Below are 16,158 nucleotides of genomic sequence, written 5' to 3'. Positions count from 1 at the left end.
CATGAAAATGACTGCAAATTCGATGGACTCAGACCATTTGGACAAACTTATGAAAAAGCGGAATATTCGTTGGATAATCGGGTTGTTGACGATGCTCACGATTTGTGTGGTATCGGATGGGTATGCACAGGATCAACCCAATGCCCCAAAAGCGAATCTTCATCCCTATTGGGCTCCAGGGGTCTATGAGCTACGGCCGGATGACATCACAAGCATCATGGGCTTCCGTGCGGAGCTTACCGGAAACTTGAACGTTGCGGATCGGCCGACGCCTGCCGTGGTCAATAATGCCTTTGTTCGGGGGTTTAAAACCGAGAACGACATCATGACCTGGGAGGTGAATGCGCCTTATGAAGCGAATTACACGGTTTCCTTTCTGTATGCAGGACGCGACGAAATCATGGAGCAATCCACGGTGCAGGTCAGCTGTGGAGACACCGTCATCACGGAGAAGGCGGTTGTTGCGGACTGGGGCACCCGCCCGCTCGTCCCGCGGCACACGCTGAAGCAGCCCTTGCTGCTGAAGAAGGGGATTAACAAAATCAGTTTGCGGCTGGTGGATTTCCAAGGGACGCGAGAAGAACGTGATGCATTGGACGCTGTTAAGAACGCAAAAGGGAAGACCACCCCATTTGCGTTGTGGTCAATGGAATTGGTGCGACCCGAAGCTCTGGTTGACATAAAAGCCCGCGCCAAGGCTATGAAAGCTGACGTTCAATGGATGATCGATGGCAAGTATGGCCTGTTTGTTCATTTTTCATCTTCGGCAGACTATCAGGAGCGGGTCAAAGCCTTCGATGTGGATGCTTTTGTTGAAAAAGTGGTCGAAACTGGCTCATCGTGGGTCTGCTTCACCTGCTCCCATGGCGCACATTATTGGCCGGGGCCCAGCAAAACCATCGATGCACAGAAACCCGGGTTTACCTGTGAACGGGATTTGATTCGGGAGCTCATTGATGGTTTGGCGAAACATGACATTCGCTTGATGCTTTACTACAACCCGAACAGTGGTATCAAGCGGTTGTATGGCAACGTCTATGGCAATGGCCCCGAGCGGGATCCGAGCGGATATTTTAACTTTTTAGAAAACCATTTCCGCGAGGTAAGCCTTCGGTACGGTGAAGATTTGGTCACAACCGCAGCGTATGTCGATGACTGCGGCTGGCAAGTCTATCAATTGGACCCGCCATGGGAGCGATTGGTCAAAGCGATTAAAGCTGGCAATCCCAATGCGCCGGTCGGATTCAGCCAGAACCTGTTTGCGAACCTAACTCCGTTCAGTGACTTCGTGGTGTCCGATGGAGCCGGCAGGGCGCCGGAACATCAGCCCGCATTCCTGTTTGAAGAGGGCGGCCAGTTAGAGGGGCAGACCCCTGCTGCATGGTTCTACATGGATGGTTGGGGCGGTGGTGCACGCAATGGAGTATGGAGAGGAAAACCCAAGTTCTCTGCTGAGGAATACATCGAGATCTTCAAAAAGGCGGATGAAGCCAACATGCCGATCACGATCAATCTTGCGTCGAGTCCCTACATCACGAAGGATGCCCCGTTTTTCAATCCGGCGTGTATCGACATCATGAAGCAGGTGCGAAAGGCCGTGAAAGGAGACTAATGCTTCAACCACATTTCATTTGGGGTTCGTTCTGTCCGTGGCGTAGGCTTCCAGCCTGCGATTTGCGACAAGTACGGATTGGCAGGCAGGATGCCTACCCCACGTTTTAATTGGGATGACACACGACGCCACCTGTCTTGAAGAGAGCCTGGCATTAAGAAATGGCAAAACGGGGCTTTGCCGTTGAGAGAAGTTAGGAAGCGTACAACAATTGATCTTTTAATGAACCTCATAAACAAGGAAAAAGCAAACGACGATGAAGTTAAATCGATTCGCCTCATTCGCTGGGGCTGCGTTGGCATTGATGATCTGCACCTGTAACGTTTCCGCGCAGACGGCTGAAGAACGGATGCAGTGGTTTAAGGATGCGAAGTTCGGGATGTTCATCCATTTTGGTGTCCATAACCAAAGTAAATTCAATCCGGATTTTAATGCTGGCCAGTGGGCGCGTGTTGCCAAGATGGGTGGAATGAAATATGTCGTTCTAACCACCAAGCATCACGTCGGATTCTGTCTTTGGGACTCTGAACTATCCGAATACAATGTTGTTGATCAAACGCCCTATCCGCGAGATATCGTGAAAGATTTGGCCGCGGGCTGTGAGGCGGAGGGACTTGAGATGGGCTGCTACTATTCGATCGCAGAATATAACCATCCCCTCTATGAGCCCAAATACCAGAACCGGCCCAATCGACGCAGCGGCACCGTTCCTGGTGCCGATATCAACAAGTACATCGGCGACTACATGTTCGGTCAGCTTCGAGAACTCTGTGAACTCTATCGTCCCTGCCTGATCTGGTTTGATGGTGGAAGTGGGTTTAGCAATCCCGTTGATAAGCCCCTACTGCGCCGCCAAGAAATGGTGGATATGTTGCATTCTTATGGCACGCTCTCCAATAGCCGCCTTGGCGATGATGATTCCTTGAAGTTTGTGGATTACATGAGCATGAATGACAACATGGCTCCTGACATTAACTTGGGCATTTGTTTTGAATCCGCGGTGTGCATGGGCAAATCGTGGAACTACACCGCCAACGACACGGTGAAATCACCCCAATTCCTTATCGAGCAACTCGTCAATATTGTAGGAAACGGAGGAAATTACCTCCTCAATGTCGGGCCAGATCAGCAGGGCGTGATTCCCGAAGAGATGCAAGAACGACTCAAGATCATGGGCAATTGGCTGGAGAAAAATGGCGAGGCCATTTACGGAACCGAGGCCGGACCCTACCGCTATGAAATCAACTGGGGTTCGATCACGCAACGCAAAAACGAGGATAGCACGAGTCTTTATCTCAATGTGGCTGACTGGCCGACGGATGGTAAGTTCACCTTGTTTGGTGTGAACAATCCCGTGATAAAGGCTTCCCTGCTGGCCACGGGCGAACCGATCAAGAGCGAATCAAGATTTGATGGAGCTTCCGGGCAATCTGTCATTACGCTGGATATCCCCAAAGATGCTCCCGATGAATATGTGTCCGTGATCAAACTCGATGTAGCAGGCACCGTGTCAATGGATCCGGCACACATGCAGCTAAACGACGGTAAGGTCATCCTGGATACCTACAATGCCACCATTCATGATGTGCAATATGTGCCCGGCAAACCGACCAAAGCCATCGACATGAAGATGTTTACGGTCCCGGACAGACGACCACAACTGCCGAGCGATACGACCGGACCCTGGGATTATCAAATGTACAAAAAGCCGGGCGAGGGGATCATGCCGAGCAGAGCGATCACCGTTTCGGGTTTCCAAACCAAGGGTCAGGCACTAAGTTGGGATTTTAAAGTATTTGAACCTGGCACTTATCAGGTGGCTATTCAATGCAGTGGAGTCAATAACCAAAACGCAAACACGAAAGGCAAACTGCGTGCGACTGTCGCCGGGCAATCGATCGAGAATGGCTTGACGTTCGTCGATCGTGGGCACGCTCAACTTGGAAAGATACAAATCGATACACCAGGAACCTATACATTCACTCTTGAAGTTGCTTCTGATTTCAATAGCTCGCCCCGATATGGAAGCGTCGTGTTGGTACCTGTAAGCCAAGTTGATTGATCTCTGTGCGGCAAGGCTTTGCCTTGCACAATTGCCTTGCCTAAAACGTCCCAATCGTAAGTGGAGATCTCTTGATGCGGAGGTTTCTGCTGGAAAACATGAGAGGAGATGAGATGAAGATAAGAGAAAGTCTCAAAGGGTTGATTACGATCCTGCTTATTGCACTCAGCTCGTCTCGCCCAGGATTGGCAGAGGATCGATCGGTTATGCATTACGACCATCCGATATCGGAGGATCTAAAGCGACTTGATCACTCGGTTCCCAGGTCTCCAATCAATGCACGTTTCATGGGCGAGGCACTGCCTTTGGGAAACGGCCGGTTTGGTGCGATATTTTCCGGGCATGTCGATTCGGAGTACCTGGTTTTCAATGACATTACGCTGTGGATGAACTCGACGCGTGGGGCGAGTGAGTTCAAGCAGTCGGGCTCGCCAGCCGACGGCAAGGACTACCTCGAGATGGTCCGAACTGCCTGCCGTGAAGGAAAGTTTGGCACCGGGGAAGGCTCCATCGAATCCCTGGGCACTGAGTATCTTGCTACCAAGCAGCGGTTAGGGAATTTTGCGCCGTTTGCCGATCTAGAGATACGAACCGGGCATGATTCGAACGCAGTGGAAGACTATGATCGAGCCCTGGATCTCGCGACGGGGGTGGCGAGTGTTCGCTACAGGATTGGTGACGTCACGTACTCTCGCGAATATTTCTGCAGCCATCCGCAAGATGTGTTTGTTGCCCGCTTTTCGGCTGACGGTGGGAAAATGGACTTGGTGCTCCAAGCCCGAACGCCTCACAAAAAGAACACGATTGAATCCCAAGGTCATGAGATTCAGCTGCGCGGATTTGCCGACATGGATCAAGACGACATGGCGTTTATGCAAGGCGTTCGGGTTGTCTCCAGCGATGGCGAGGTGGAAGCCAAATCAAACGGCACGTTGCAAATCACCGGAGCGACTGAAGTGGTGCTGTCTGTCGCTGGCCATACAGATTTTCTGCCGGAATACCCGAAATTCAAGGGACGCGATTTTGAAGGCGATACGCTTCACGCTCTACAGCAGGCGGAAGAGCTAGGCTACACGGTTCTGAAGACCAATCATGTCTCGGACGTCCAGTCGCTAATGCGCCGTGTTCCACTCGATCTCGGTATCACGCCATCGGGGCTGCCAACGGATAGGCTCGTCAAACAGGGTGACCCGAAGGAAGTGCAAAAGCTCTACTTCGATTATTCGCGTTACCTGCAGATCTGCTCATCGCGAGATGCTCCCGTACCTTCCAACTTGCAAGGGCTTTGGAGTTCGATGCTGATTCCACCCTGGAACAGCGACTACCATAACGATATCAACGTCCAGATGAACTACTGGATGGTCGAAACGGCAAACCTTCCCGAGAGTTTCACGCCGTTTGTTGAGTGGACAAAGGTGCTCGCGGAATCCGGTAGGCATACCGCGTGGGGAACCTTTGGCGTGAAGAAGGGGTGGACGGCAGGCTTAAATGGAAACATTTTTGGTTTCACTGCTCAGAATCCACATGGGCGCCGACTTCAGCAGGGCGGCCACTGGTTGGCTCAACATCTATTTGAACACTATGCCTTCAACAAGGATCAAGCATATCTCGAAGACGTCTATCCGGTTCTCAAAGGAGCTGCAGAGTTTTTCATTGAACATCTTGCTCCCTGGAAGGATGGCACGTTGGTGGTCTATCCCACTTGGTCGCCAGAGAACTTTTTTCTGGAGGAAGCGTATGGAAAGCTTAACAAGCAGGCTTGGGGGGCGAGTTATGATCAACAACTGCTGGTAGGCCTGTTCACCGATTGTATCGAAGCATCCATCCTTTTGGATCGAGACCCAGAGTTCCGCCAAACCTTGCGCGAATTCATTCCGAAACTGTGTCCGCAGAAAATCAATTCACAGGGACATCTCCAGGAGTGGCCGGAGGATTGGGATGGCTACGAGGTTACCCACCGACATCTTTCTCACCTAATCGCCCTTCATCCAGGGCGAGACTTTTCACCTCTTTCGACACCTGAACTGGCTCAAGCCTGCGAAACCGTACTCAAGGTGCGGACCGGTACGGGCGGATGGAAGGGTGCCTGGAGGGCTGCATGTTGGGCTCGCCTGCGCAACGGAGACGAAGCGCTGAAGTACTACAATGACTTAGCGTTTGGGACGCCCAATCCCAACCTCCTCAACGGCAGTCGCTTTCAGATTGATGGCAACTTAGGTGGCGGTGCGGTGATTCCCGAAATGTTGTTGCAGAGTCACCTTCGCAGTATTGATCCGCAGGCGGATACGATCGCAGCGGCCGCCTATGTTCCGTATCGGAAAGACCCCAAGCAGCCAAACCATTTCGTTGCAGTGACGCCACCAGATCGTCTGGTGGGAGCGCCGTATATTCTCGACCTACTTCCCGCCCTGCCTTCGGCATGGCCCAAGGGCAGTGTCAAGGGCTTGCGGGCACGCGGTGGCTTTGAAGTCGATATGGAGTGGGACAACGGCCAACTGCTGAAAGCCACGATCCACGCCACCCGCAACGGCACATTTCGTGTCTACTCGAACGGCAAACTTAGCGAAACCATAGCGATGAAGAAAGGTGATTCCAGAATTTGGGAATAATCGCGAGCGCCTCCTATCACAGCCACCTCGTAAGACTTCTTTTTGGTTAATCAAGCGATCGTTGGAAGCCTTCCTGTTTGCGTCATGCCGGCGAGTTCCAACCATTTTAGGCAGAATTCTGGAACGCCATTAACCGGTCCAATGGATTGGTAAACATCGTTTAACCTTTCGCGGCGAAACTTACGGCAGCTTGAGGGGTTGTACAGGGGCTACAAGCGTATCAGGCTATCGGTCTGCAATCACCCAGCCCACTCATACATATTCGGGGATCTGTCCGTGCGAATCATAACGAATGCATTTTTTTTCGCTCTTGCTTTGGCTGCAGCGGCCCCAGCGACTCGTGGCGAAGAGCAGGTATCAAGTTGGCCGCAGTGGCGTGGTCTTGAAGGATCTGGCGTAGCCGTCGATTCCAACCCACCGACGACATGGAGTGAAACAGAGAATATCAAATGGAAAGTCGAAGTGCCTGGGACTGGCGGCAGCACACCGATTGTCTTGGGCAACCGTGTGTATGTCAGCACCGCCGTCAAGATGCAGCGCACGGCTGAGGGCGGAGCCTCCGAGGAAGTAGCAGCACGCGAACAGACCGAGCCGCAAAGTGGAGGACCGCGGGGAGGCCGCAATGGCGATGTTGGAGGATCCGGGCGAGCTGGCGGGCAGGGAGGAGGACGTGGAGGACGTGGCCGATCCGGTGGCGGCGCCGCTCTGACGGATTACTACGACTTCATGATACTTGCCTTCGACCGTGCGACCGGCAACGAGATTTGGCGAACCAGTTTGACCCAACAGATTCCCCACGAATCCATCCACAACACCAACACATTCGCCTCGGCATCGCCCGTTACCGATGGCGAACGACTTTATGTGTCGTTCGGTTCTCGTGGTGTTTTTTGCCTGGACCTAGACGGCAAGCAACTTTGGGACGTCAGCTTCGGCCAAATGCAGACGCGATCCCAGTTCGGTGAAGGCAGCTCGCCAGCGGTCTACGATGGGACGCTTGTCGTGCCATGGGATCACGAGGGCGAATCGTTCATCGTTGCCCTTGATGGAAAAACCGGCGAGGAAAAATGGCGTCAATCCCGTGACGAACAAACGACTTGGTCGACGCCGTTGATCACAGAATATGACGGCCGCGTCCAAGTCATCACCAACGGCTCCAACCGAGTCCGCAGCTATGACCTCGCCACCGGGGAAGTCATCTGGCAATGCGGTGGTCAAGTTGGAAACCCGATCCCCACGCCGGTTCGCTTTGAAGATAACGTCATCGTGATGACGGGCTATCGTGGCTACGCGATCTATTCCATCCCGCTCAATGCCAAAGGCGATATCACTGGCTCGGACCAAATCACTTGGTACGAAAAAGACGCCGCACCCTACGTGTCCTCGCCGGTGCTTTACAAAGGCCAGCTTTACTTCGTCAAATCCAACAACGGCGTTTTGCTCTCGCGTGACGCCAAGACCGGCGAACTGCTTATCGACCAAACCCGTTTGCCCGATGTTTCGTCTGTCTACGCCTCCCCCGTCGCTGCCGCAGACCACATCTATTTAACCGGGCGTGACGGCACGACCTTGGTTTTCGATCACGCCCAATCGTTCAATGTCGTCGCGACGAATAAGCTCGATGACGAGATTGACGCCTCCGCCGCGATCGTTGACGATGAGATTTTCTTGCGAGGAAAAACGCATTTGTACTGCGTCGCAAACTAAATCGATTCTCGATCCCGCTGAATTCTCGCTGTATCACTTGACAGGATGCTCTGTCCCTACACTCGCTTACTCGCCGCTAACGGCCTGCTGATTTAATCGTTTAACGCTTAGCCGAAGGCGTCAGCTTTTCCATAAGCGGTCGCCTATGGCTTGGCGTTAAACAATAAGTCGAGTCAAACCGATTAAATCAGCAGGCCGCTAATGTCGATCCGACTTTTCGTCCGACAACCACGTTTTATCGGCGAATAGGTATTTGGTGGTTTCACGGTGGGCGGTTCCTTGATCCCAATCAACTTTGCGTTACTTGAGTGAAATTCGTGGAGCAAAATCATCACCGATGAACGAAACGCAAAGTGTTTCCGAATCCGTATAATGTTCCAACCTCAACGACAGTCCGTTCCTTTCAACACCGATAATTGTGCAATGGGGCCAAGCCTGCGTATTTGGCTGTGACCAAATCGGCAAAACGGGGACTGCGAACCAAATGAGGATCGGCAATCAAAACTGGATGTTCATCACGTTTCGCTGTTAGAGCGACTCCTTAGGAAATTCATCCTATTCAGACTCGATCGATCTACGAATGTGAGGGGGGATGAACTCGGCCCGAAGGTTTTGAGATTGATCGGAGAGTCGGGCCATCGGCACAGACATCAAGAGAACATCGATTGGTCAAACAAATGGGTCAAACAAATGGGTCAAACCTGAATGCCGCGAGTTTAAACTGCAAGTCCTTCATGCCGCTGCCCTTCTGGCGGCGTGGCGTGGGCGTTTCATCGTTGGGTACGTTTTTGGTCTACGTTTAAGCGAGCCAGTTCGGCTACAATTCTTCAGGAAGCCTTTGTCGTGCGTCGGTGTAAGATTTTGTACTGGTGCAAACCGCTGGCTTGCCACGCTCAACTCGCCAGGCATTGAGTCGCATCACTGCGTCACGACAAGAGTGATCGGCAGAAAACGTTTGCCCCAGGAACATCCAAAGTGTGACCACTGGCGGTAGTGCCTCGCGGTTCAAAGCTTACTACCTGTTGTTTTGAGCAGCTTAACCCCGCTTAACCCCGCGGCATTCAGGTTTGACCCATTTGTTTCGGATGACCCATTTGTTTTCGGATCAGCTAACGAACGAAACCGGTGCAATCAACAAGGATCGACGACTGAGTCGACAATTGAGATTTTCGGCTTATCGTTGAACTCAGTCTTTGAGGCGACTATCGGTCACCTGCCTCCGCTTCATTCCGTGCCTTGATCCTGGCCTCATAGTCTAACATCTGCTCCTCGGTTCGCTTGACAACCGTAGGCTCCTCGCTGCCTCCACAACCAGTGGTCGTTCCGACGATTGCGAACAGCGAAACCATTAAAAGCAAAACTGAAATTTTCATTTAAATGTCTTTCGGGAATTGTGTGATGTAGTGCGACAACGCTCGATAGCGTTGTCGCAAGCCTGCCAGGACGGGCTGGAACGCCCGTCCTATCGATTCAGTGAGAGAACTCACTCAGCAACGAACGATGTTAAAATTCCTCGCTGATGACTTCTTTCGAAGCCCTCGTGCCCAATGAGCCCCACAACCCGTAGGGACTCTCCGAACCAGGTGCCTGCACGCCGGTGCCCTCTAGCCAGACCTGGCCGTTGCTGGAGTTACCCGCATTGATCGAATCCGTCACGAACTTGACTGCCCCATCACCCATCAAAACATGGCAGCCACCTTGATGGTAACTCGACATGCTTCCAACGACCGTCAGGGCGCTTGGATTGGTCCCACTGCACAACTCCGAATTTGGCGGCAAGATCGTCATACAGCTGGTGTAAAGGGCACTCGCATCCGCCCAGCGATAGCCTCGCCCACCGTCGGGGGATTCAGCTGTACCGTCCGTCCCCCAATAGCGAGGTCGTTCGGGATCGAGTGAACCACGGCACGACAGCGGAGCGTCTCTCATTGTCTCCAAGGTACCTGAGTTGCCGCCCAAGTCATCACTTGAGATTGACGCACGAGAGTCCTGGTCTCCCAGGTAAGTGCAGATTTCGCCCATCGCAATCGTATTGGACAACCCATCCAAGCAGTCTCTGAACTGTTTCTTTTGGAAGTTTACGAATAAACCTCGAAGCGACGCCTGGGTTTGCTGTAAACAGGTTTGCGGAGTGCTAAAATCCGAATGCCGCCACATCGACGTACCCCAACTCGAATCACCTACGCAGGCAGCATAGTTGGTCCTTCCTAAAGCAGGCAGCCCTGAGCCGGGATCACTAGGGCAGCGGTACGCGGGCAGTTCGGTACTCCAAGGTTCGTAACGTATATTTTCGGGCGTTGGCCCCATCGGGCGAAACTGGTTTGTGCCGTCGTTGTAGGGGTTCGATATTACTTCCCAAAGTCCCTGCTGCTCAACAAATGGTAAGATCCCTACCAGCATGCTCAGTCTGGAATTATTGTGGTTCGTCCTGTCTGCGTAACGATTGGATGCACCAACCGCTTCATCATAACCAATACCATAGTTGGTGGTACCTGTACCGTGCGTTGGCAACTGACTGAACGCAGAATGGTAATTGTGGATTCCCAGGCCAATTTGTTTGAAATTGTTGCTGCAACTCATGCGTCGCGCGGCCTCTCGGGCGGCCTGAACAGCGGGCAATAGCAACCCGACTAAGACGCCAATGATTGCAATCACGACGAGAAGCTCGACTAACGTAAAGCCGCCCCGCTCGCTGCGAGAAATTCGAAAATTCATTAATACATTCCTTCGGAATTCGTGGGGATTTGGAACAGAAGGGCTTGGTGTTCGACATCGAGAGGGATCATAAAAATCCTCTTAAAACTGCAGTCTCACGCGCTCGTGCCGAACCGATCGCCCTGAACTTGACTGTGAACTTGACTGTAGAAATATAGGGCAGGCCACGACTCCGTTTGGACACAAATAAATCCCAAGATTTTAAATATTTATGAATTTCAGTCGTTCGCGGTTCAGCGATTGCGAATTTACTGTCCAAAACCAGAGGAAGTCACCCTAATACGTTGACCACCCGTGAACGCGGGACGTCGTTTCAACTTCGTTCTTGCAATTTGGCTGGTGGACCTGCGAACCACCTGTACTCGTTATGCCCTCTGTTTGAGGTGTTGCCCTATACCCTCGTCAGCGATGTCACTGGATTCTGAACATTCCGAATTCGCTCGGCTGATTGCTCAACACGGGCGATCCGTTCGGGGGTACATCATGGCCAACGTCCCTCGCTTCAGCGATGCGGACGAAGATTGGCAAGAGGCGACCGTGAGGCTGTGGCTTGAGTTCGACAAATTTGAACCTGCGTCCAATTTCGCCGCGTGGGCGATTCGCGTCGCTTATTTTGTAATTTTGACTTCCCAGCGAATCAGAAAGTCTTTAAGACGCTGTGTCGAGCAGCGTCTCCTGAATGCGGAGTTGCCGCTATGAATCCACATCAACACCATTCGCAGTGTTTTGGTCAAGTCCATGAACTGGTGACCAAGTTGCTTGAAGGGATCGCGACCGAAGCTGAGCAGCGGCAGCTTCAAGAAGCCGTCATTAACGATCGCCAGGTCAGACTTGAGTACATTCGCTACATCCAAGAGGTCTCGCATATCACGTCCCGACTGGTGCTTCCCGAAGCGACCCAGCGAATTGAAAAACAATGATGGTACGTCGCCGCAACTGCGCCTTTAAGTGAACCTTTTTGAAATGAATCGAATCTAAGCAACGTTGAGCCAATGAGTAGGTTGCTTTATGGGTCAGTGCCGTTGTGTTGTTTGCCTGTGGCCGTTGTTGGAGAATCCTGCCGAACCCTGGGAGTACCCGGACTCCGCCTTTAAGAAAGACGACCACGAAGCCCACCTTATGGTTTGTCCCTAACGTTAACGACTATTTCCAGGGCGGATCCTTGGGGCTTGCCCTGCCGAGGGTTCCGCGAGCTGGGGGTAAACTGCAGCAAATTTTCTACCACTGGTAGTCGTTCCCTTCGCGGCTTAGTCGCCACGATCTTTTGATCGCTTCGAGTTTAGCATTCATTTTTGCAAACAACTCGGGCATTTCTTCTGCCAGGTTTTTCGATTCTGTAGGATCGGCTTCCAAATCGAAGAGCATCATATCCATGCCCACTTCGGGATTACAGATTTTATACTGTCCGTCGACAAACGCATACAATTCGGTGTTTTTATAGAGCCGTTGGTAACCGGCAGCAAAGGGCACTTCACGCTGCGTTGATTCTCCGTTGAGCATGGGTACCAGGCTAATCCCATCGAGCGGAACATTCTTCGGCACCGGGATATCGAGCATGTCGAGGATTGTGGGGAAATAGTCGCTGGTGCAGGCTTGGTAATCGATAGTTGTTCCGGCATCTACATGCCCTGGCCATTCGATAAGCGAAGGCACACGCAGTCCACCTTCCCACATGTGGTGCTTGTGCCCACGAAAGGGGCCGGCTGAAGCTGCTCCGCTTCTTACTTGAGGATCGGCAGGGCCATTGTCGCTGCAAAACAAAAGTATGGTGTTTTCAGCAATTCCTTTTTCATTCAGGAATTGTTTTAAGCGACCAATTTGTTCGTCCATGGCTGTAATGCAACCGTAAAAATGTTTTTGTTCTTCCGAAAGATTGGGGTACATTGCCAAGTATTCGGGACCCGCAACGACAGGTTCGTGAGGAGTATGAAACCAAATGGTTGCCAAGAATGGCTTTTCTTCATTGATTGATTTTTCGATAAAAGGAATTGCCCGATCCATTATTACACGACTATCGTCACCATCTAAGTTCTCGGTAACACGTTTACCATTTTCGATATAGGGTGACCCCCAAGGTTTATCAGGAGAGCTATTGGGAACGCCTTTATGATTCCAGCCTTTCCAGCCAATAGGAGTTTTGGTTGGATTCCATGTAGGCATGGCACTTTTTGTGGCAAACGTTTCATCGTAACCATGGTGCCAGGGTGGTGAAAAAATACCACGTGATTCAACCTTGTCCGGTTCTAGCCAACCCAAATGCCACTTTCCAAAAAAACCGGTGGAGTAGCCTTCTTTCTTAAGCACTTCGGCGATTGTTTTTTCTGCTGGGCGCATTCCTCCGGTGTGGGCAGCAAAAATTCCCTGACGAAAAGGGCTTCTTCCGGTCAAAACGCTTGCACGCGTTGGAGAGCAAAGTGGTGCCGCCGCATAAAAATGAGTAAATCGAATACCGGATTCGGCCATCGTATCAAGATTAGGTGTGATAATGTTTTCGTTGCCATTAAATCCTACATCGCCCCAGCCAAGATCGTCGGCCATAAGCATAATAACGTTGGGTGGTTGGGCGTTGCCACAAGACATCGTTCCCATAAATAGAACTATACAAAACGCTATCTTTCTATTGTTCATCTGAAACGGCTTTCGCTGATAGGAAGGAGATATTATCAAAGGTTGTGTTCTTGGAAGGATGAAAATGGTGGCGCATCCTGTTGGAACTTGAACCCTGCAGCGGCCCGACGTGGTCAAAGGAATACGCCATAAACCAAGTTAAAACAGAACGAACCGCTTTACCAGTGGACGAGTCGCTCGATCCGGAAGTGAACTCTTTTTGAGCTCCGTTCGACGAGAAAAGTCCGTTGGATGAGCGTGTCCGTGAAGGTGTCCGTAAAATGCTTCAAGCCGCGATTGACGTCGAAGTGGAGGATTGTCTCGCACAACACGGCAACCGCCGTGACGAACGTGGTCGGCGGCTTGTTGTGAAAAATGGCAGTCTCCCCGAACGTGAAATCCTGACGGGCGCTGGAGCGATCTCCGTCACTCAAGGTCGTGTTCGTGACAATACTGCTGATCCAGACAAGCGAGTTACTTTCAGTCCGAGCGTCTTACCAGCTTACCTTCGCAAGACTCAGGCGATCGAAGAATTGATCCCAAGGTTCGTCTGGAAGAGGATGCCAACAAAAAGCAGTGGTTATTGGTGCGAATGGGCGCGACCGCTGGGGAGTCGAATATTACTTCGGCAGTGAAGGTTCATTCCGTGAATGACTTCCGTGGTTACCAGCGGGCCTGGAATGATGCAGGACATGCCACAGAATTTTTCATGGACCACGTCCCCTTCTGGCTGATGGAAGCCAATAACGATTTGGTCTCAGCAGGCTGGTGCCTGGCCTGTCCCGGCAAGGCCTGTGTGATCTACTTACCCTAACCCCGATGATCCCGATGTGGTCTATTTTGGTCCGGGTGTTCATGATCTCACCAATCGGAGTGTCGGGGATAACAAGACCATCTATATTGCCGGTGGTGCTTATATCCGCGGGGCTATGGATGCGGATGAAAAGCCCGTTCAAATCGGACTCAGCGATATGCTTTTGCCGACCTTTAAGCTGAGCGGCAAGAACATCAGTATTCGGGGCAGCCCTCTGTGCCAACATGAGTGAGACAACTTTGAGTTTTTTCAAAGTTGAGGGCACGGAGAATTTGAATGATCGAAATTACTGGCAAAAAAGTTGGGAAAAATCCCGAGGTTGTGGAAAAGGCGGCTCGGCGTCGTTTCACTTCCGAGTACAAACACCGTATCGCACTGGAGGCTGAAGCGTGTACCAAGCCTGGTGAGATTGGAGCCCTGCTGCGTCGTGAGGGCCTGTATTCGTCCGTCATCCAGCGGTGGCGTCGTCAACTTCGGGAGCAACCGGTGTCATCTTCGTCCTCGTCGAAAAAGTCCAACAGCGGACCATCAGCCAAGCAAGAAATCGCTCGTCTCAAACGCGAGAATGAACGCCTCGAAGAGAGACTTCGACAAGCAGAGTTGATCATTGACGTCCAAAAAAAAGTCTCGGAGATGATGCAGACGAGATCACAAGAGAAGGCAGACTAAAAGCCGCCGAACAACTTAGCAAGCGAGTCGGCGTCTCCGCTGCCTGTCGTGCATTAAATGTTTCGCGAGCGACGTTTTATCGTCGTCGCCAACCCAATCGGCAAACTCAGCGAAGACCGACTCCTGCTCGGGCGCTTTCGGTCGAGGAACGAAAAGTGGTGCTTGATCAACTCAACAGCGAACGGTTCGCTGATCAGTCACCACGTCAGGTCTACTCGAAGTTGCTTGACGAAGGTGATTACCTTTGCAGCGTGCGGACGATGTATCGCGTTCTTGCCGAAAACCAAAGCTCCCGCGAACGGCGAAACCAACTCAAACACCCCAACTATCAAAAGCCTGAACTCCTTGCGACCGGCCCCAATGAAGTCTGGTCGTGGGGCATTACCAAGCTCAAAGGCCCGGAGAAATGGACCTATTACTACCTCTACGTGATCCTGGATATTTATAGCCGCTGCGTGGTCGGCTGGATGTTGGCACATCGCGAAAGTGCCGATCTGGCGAAGCAACTCATTGAAACAACGATTGAAAAACAAGAAGTCCAATCTGAACAATTGATCCTTCACAGCGATCGTGGCCCTTCGATGACATCCCACTCAGTAGCCCAGCTGCTCGGCTCGCTGGGAGTTACGAAGTCACATAGTCGACCGCATGTTTCCAACGACAATCCGTTCTCGGAAAGCCAATTCAAAACAATGAAATACCGACCTGAATTCCCAAAGCGTTTTGGTTGCTACGAAGATGGCTTACGGTTCTGCCGGAAATTCTTTGGATGGTACAACAACGAGCATTATCACAGTGGCATCGGCTTGCTGACTCCAGCATCGTTGCACGACGGCCAAGCCGACGAAATCATTGCTGCAAGAAAATTAACGCTTCAAGACGCATGGAAGAACAGCCCCGAGCGTTTCGTGGGCGGCATGCCGAAGCCCGAAAGTAGTCCAAAAGCAGTTTGGATCAACGCACCCAAACGAGAGCTTGAAATAAAAAACGAAGCCCCTCAAGCGAATTGCCCAAGGGCTCCTAAAGTAACGTCTTTGACGCACCCTCGATCCGGTTATCCCTCAATGGGTTGCGTCTCCGCAGAGCCCACGTCTGTTTCACCGGACTCTTCAAAGATAAACGAACAAAACACTTTGAACACCCGAGTCATGCCAAAAAAAATCTCGGGGGTTCGGGGGCTGGCCCCTGACCAGCCTGAACTTTTACACCAATCGTGAATTAAAGTTGTCTCACTATCGTTGACACATTCCGCAGGGGCATCATTGAGCAGCCCGATATTCCCCGGGCCAAGCGGCGTTATACCATCATGGTGCATGACTCTGAGGATGTGACCATTGAAGGAATTATCTGTCTTGATCCCAGT

At 51.8% G+C, this 16,158-nt stretch carries 10 protein-coding genes and 2 pseudogenes; 8 read left to right on the top strand and 4 right to left on the bottom strand.

Going from position 1 to position 16,158, the window contains the following annotated elements; genetic code table 11:
- The first annotated feature begins 7 nt into the window (after positions 1 to 7).
- The 4 genes from Q31b_RS08655 (at position 8) to Q31b_RS08640 (ending at position 7,990) form a co-directional block, all read left to right on the top strand.
- Positions 8 to 1,612, top strand: coding sequence for an alpha-L-fucosidase (locus tag Q31b_RS08655; RefSeq protein WP_231617406.1), 1,605 nt, complete (start codon positions 8 to 10; stop codon positions 1,610 to 1,612).
- A 256-nt stretch (positions 1,613 to 1,868) separates the two neighbouring features.
- Positions 1,869 to 3,674, top strand: a complete 1,806-nt coding sequence (locus Q31b_RS08650; RefSeq protein WP_146599254.1) for an alpha-L-fucosidase — start codon at positions 1,869 to 1,871, stop codon at positions 3,672 to 3,674.
- A 113-nt stretch (positions 3,675 to 3,787) separates the two neighbouring features.
- Positions 3,788 to 6,283: a glycoside hydrolase family 95 protein gene (locus Q31b_RS08645; protein ID WP_146599253.1), complete on the top strand. Its 2,496-nt coding sequence runs from the start codon at positions 3,788 to 3,790 to the stop codon at positions 6,281 to 6,283.
- 276 nt (positions 6,284 to 6,559) lie between these two features.
- A complete protein-coding gene (locus tag Q31b_RS08640) occupies positions 6,560 to 7,990 on the top strand; it encodes a PQQ-binding-like beta-propeller repeat protein (RefSeq protein WP_390622312.1) in 1,431 nt (476 codons plus the stop codon).
- A gap of 817 nt (positions 7,991 to 8,807) precedes the next feature.
- Here Q31b_RS08640 and Q31b_RS08635 read toward each other — a convergent pair.
- From Q31b_RS08635 to Q31b_RS08630, 3 genes are all read right to left on the bottom strand, one after another.
- A complete protein-coding gene (locus Q31b_RS08635) occupies positions 8,808 to 8,999 on the bottom strand; it encodes a hypothetical protein (RefSeq protein ID WP_146599252.1) in 192 nt (63 codons plus the stop codon).
- 193 nt (positions 9,000 to 9,192) lie between these two features.
- On the bottom strand, positions 9,193 to 9,363 hold the full coding sequence (locus Q31b_RS28065) for a hypothetical protein (RefSeq protein WP_197171189.1): 171 nt from the start codon (positions 9,361 to 9,363) through the stop codon (positions 9,193 to 9,195).
- A 130-nt stretch (positions 9,364 to 9,493) separates the two neighbouring features.
- Entirely contained in the window at positions 9,494 to 10,705 is a 1,212-nt protein-coding gene (locus Q31b_RS08630) for a DUF1559 family PulG-like putative transporter (protein ID WP_146599251.1), read from the bottom strand.
- 408 nt (positions 10,706 to 11,113) lie between these two features.
- On the opposite strand from Q31b_RS08630, the gene Q31b_RS08625 reads away from it, so the two are divergent.
- Positions 11,114 to 11,404, top strand: coding sequence for a sigma factor (locus Q31b_RS08625; protein WP_146599250.1), 291 nt, complete (start codon positions 11,114 to 11,116; stop codon positions 11,402 to 11,404).
- Positions 11,401 to 11,625: a hypothetical protein gene (locus Q31b_RS08620; protein WP_146599249.1), complete on the top strand. Its 225-nt coding sequence runs from the start codon at positions 11,401 to 11,403 to the stop codon at positions 11,623 to 11,625. Before Q31b_RS08625 ends, Q31b_RS08620 begins: the two co-directional genes overlap by 4 nt.
- A 298-nt stretch (positions 11,626 to 11,923) precedes the next feature.
- Here Q31b_RS08620 and Q31b_RS08615 read toward each other — a convergent pair whose 3' ends face one another.
- Positions 11,924 to 13,333, bottom strand: coding sequence for a sulfatase family protein (locus Q31b_RS08615; protein WP_231617405.1), 1,410 nt, complete (start codon positions 13,331 to 13,333; stop codon positions 11,924 to 11,926).
- A 128-nt stretch (positions 13,334 to 13,461) separates the two neighbouring features.
- Between Q31b_RS08615 and Q31b_RS08610 the strand changes: the two are divergent.
- A pseudogene (locus Q31b_RS08610) lies at positions 13,462 to 13,893 on the top strand (IS256 family transposase); the annotation flags it as partial.
- Positions 13,894 to 14,402: 509 nt separating this feature from the next.
- A pseudogene (locus Q31b_RS08605) lies at positions 14,403 to 15,763 on the top strand (IS3 family transposase); the annotation flags it as partial.
- Positions 15,764 to 16,158 lie beyond the last annotated feature (395 nt).

The organism is Novipirellula aureliae (genome assembly GCF_007860185.1).
GTDB classification, from domain to species: domain Bacteria; phylum Planctomycetota; class Planctomycetia; order Pirellulales; family Pirellulaceae; genus Novipirellula_A; species Novipirellula_A aureliae.
Note: the sequence above shows the minus strand (reverse complement) of the source record. Positions and strands in the feature narration are given on the sequence as shown.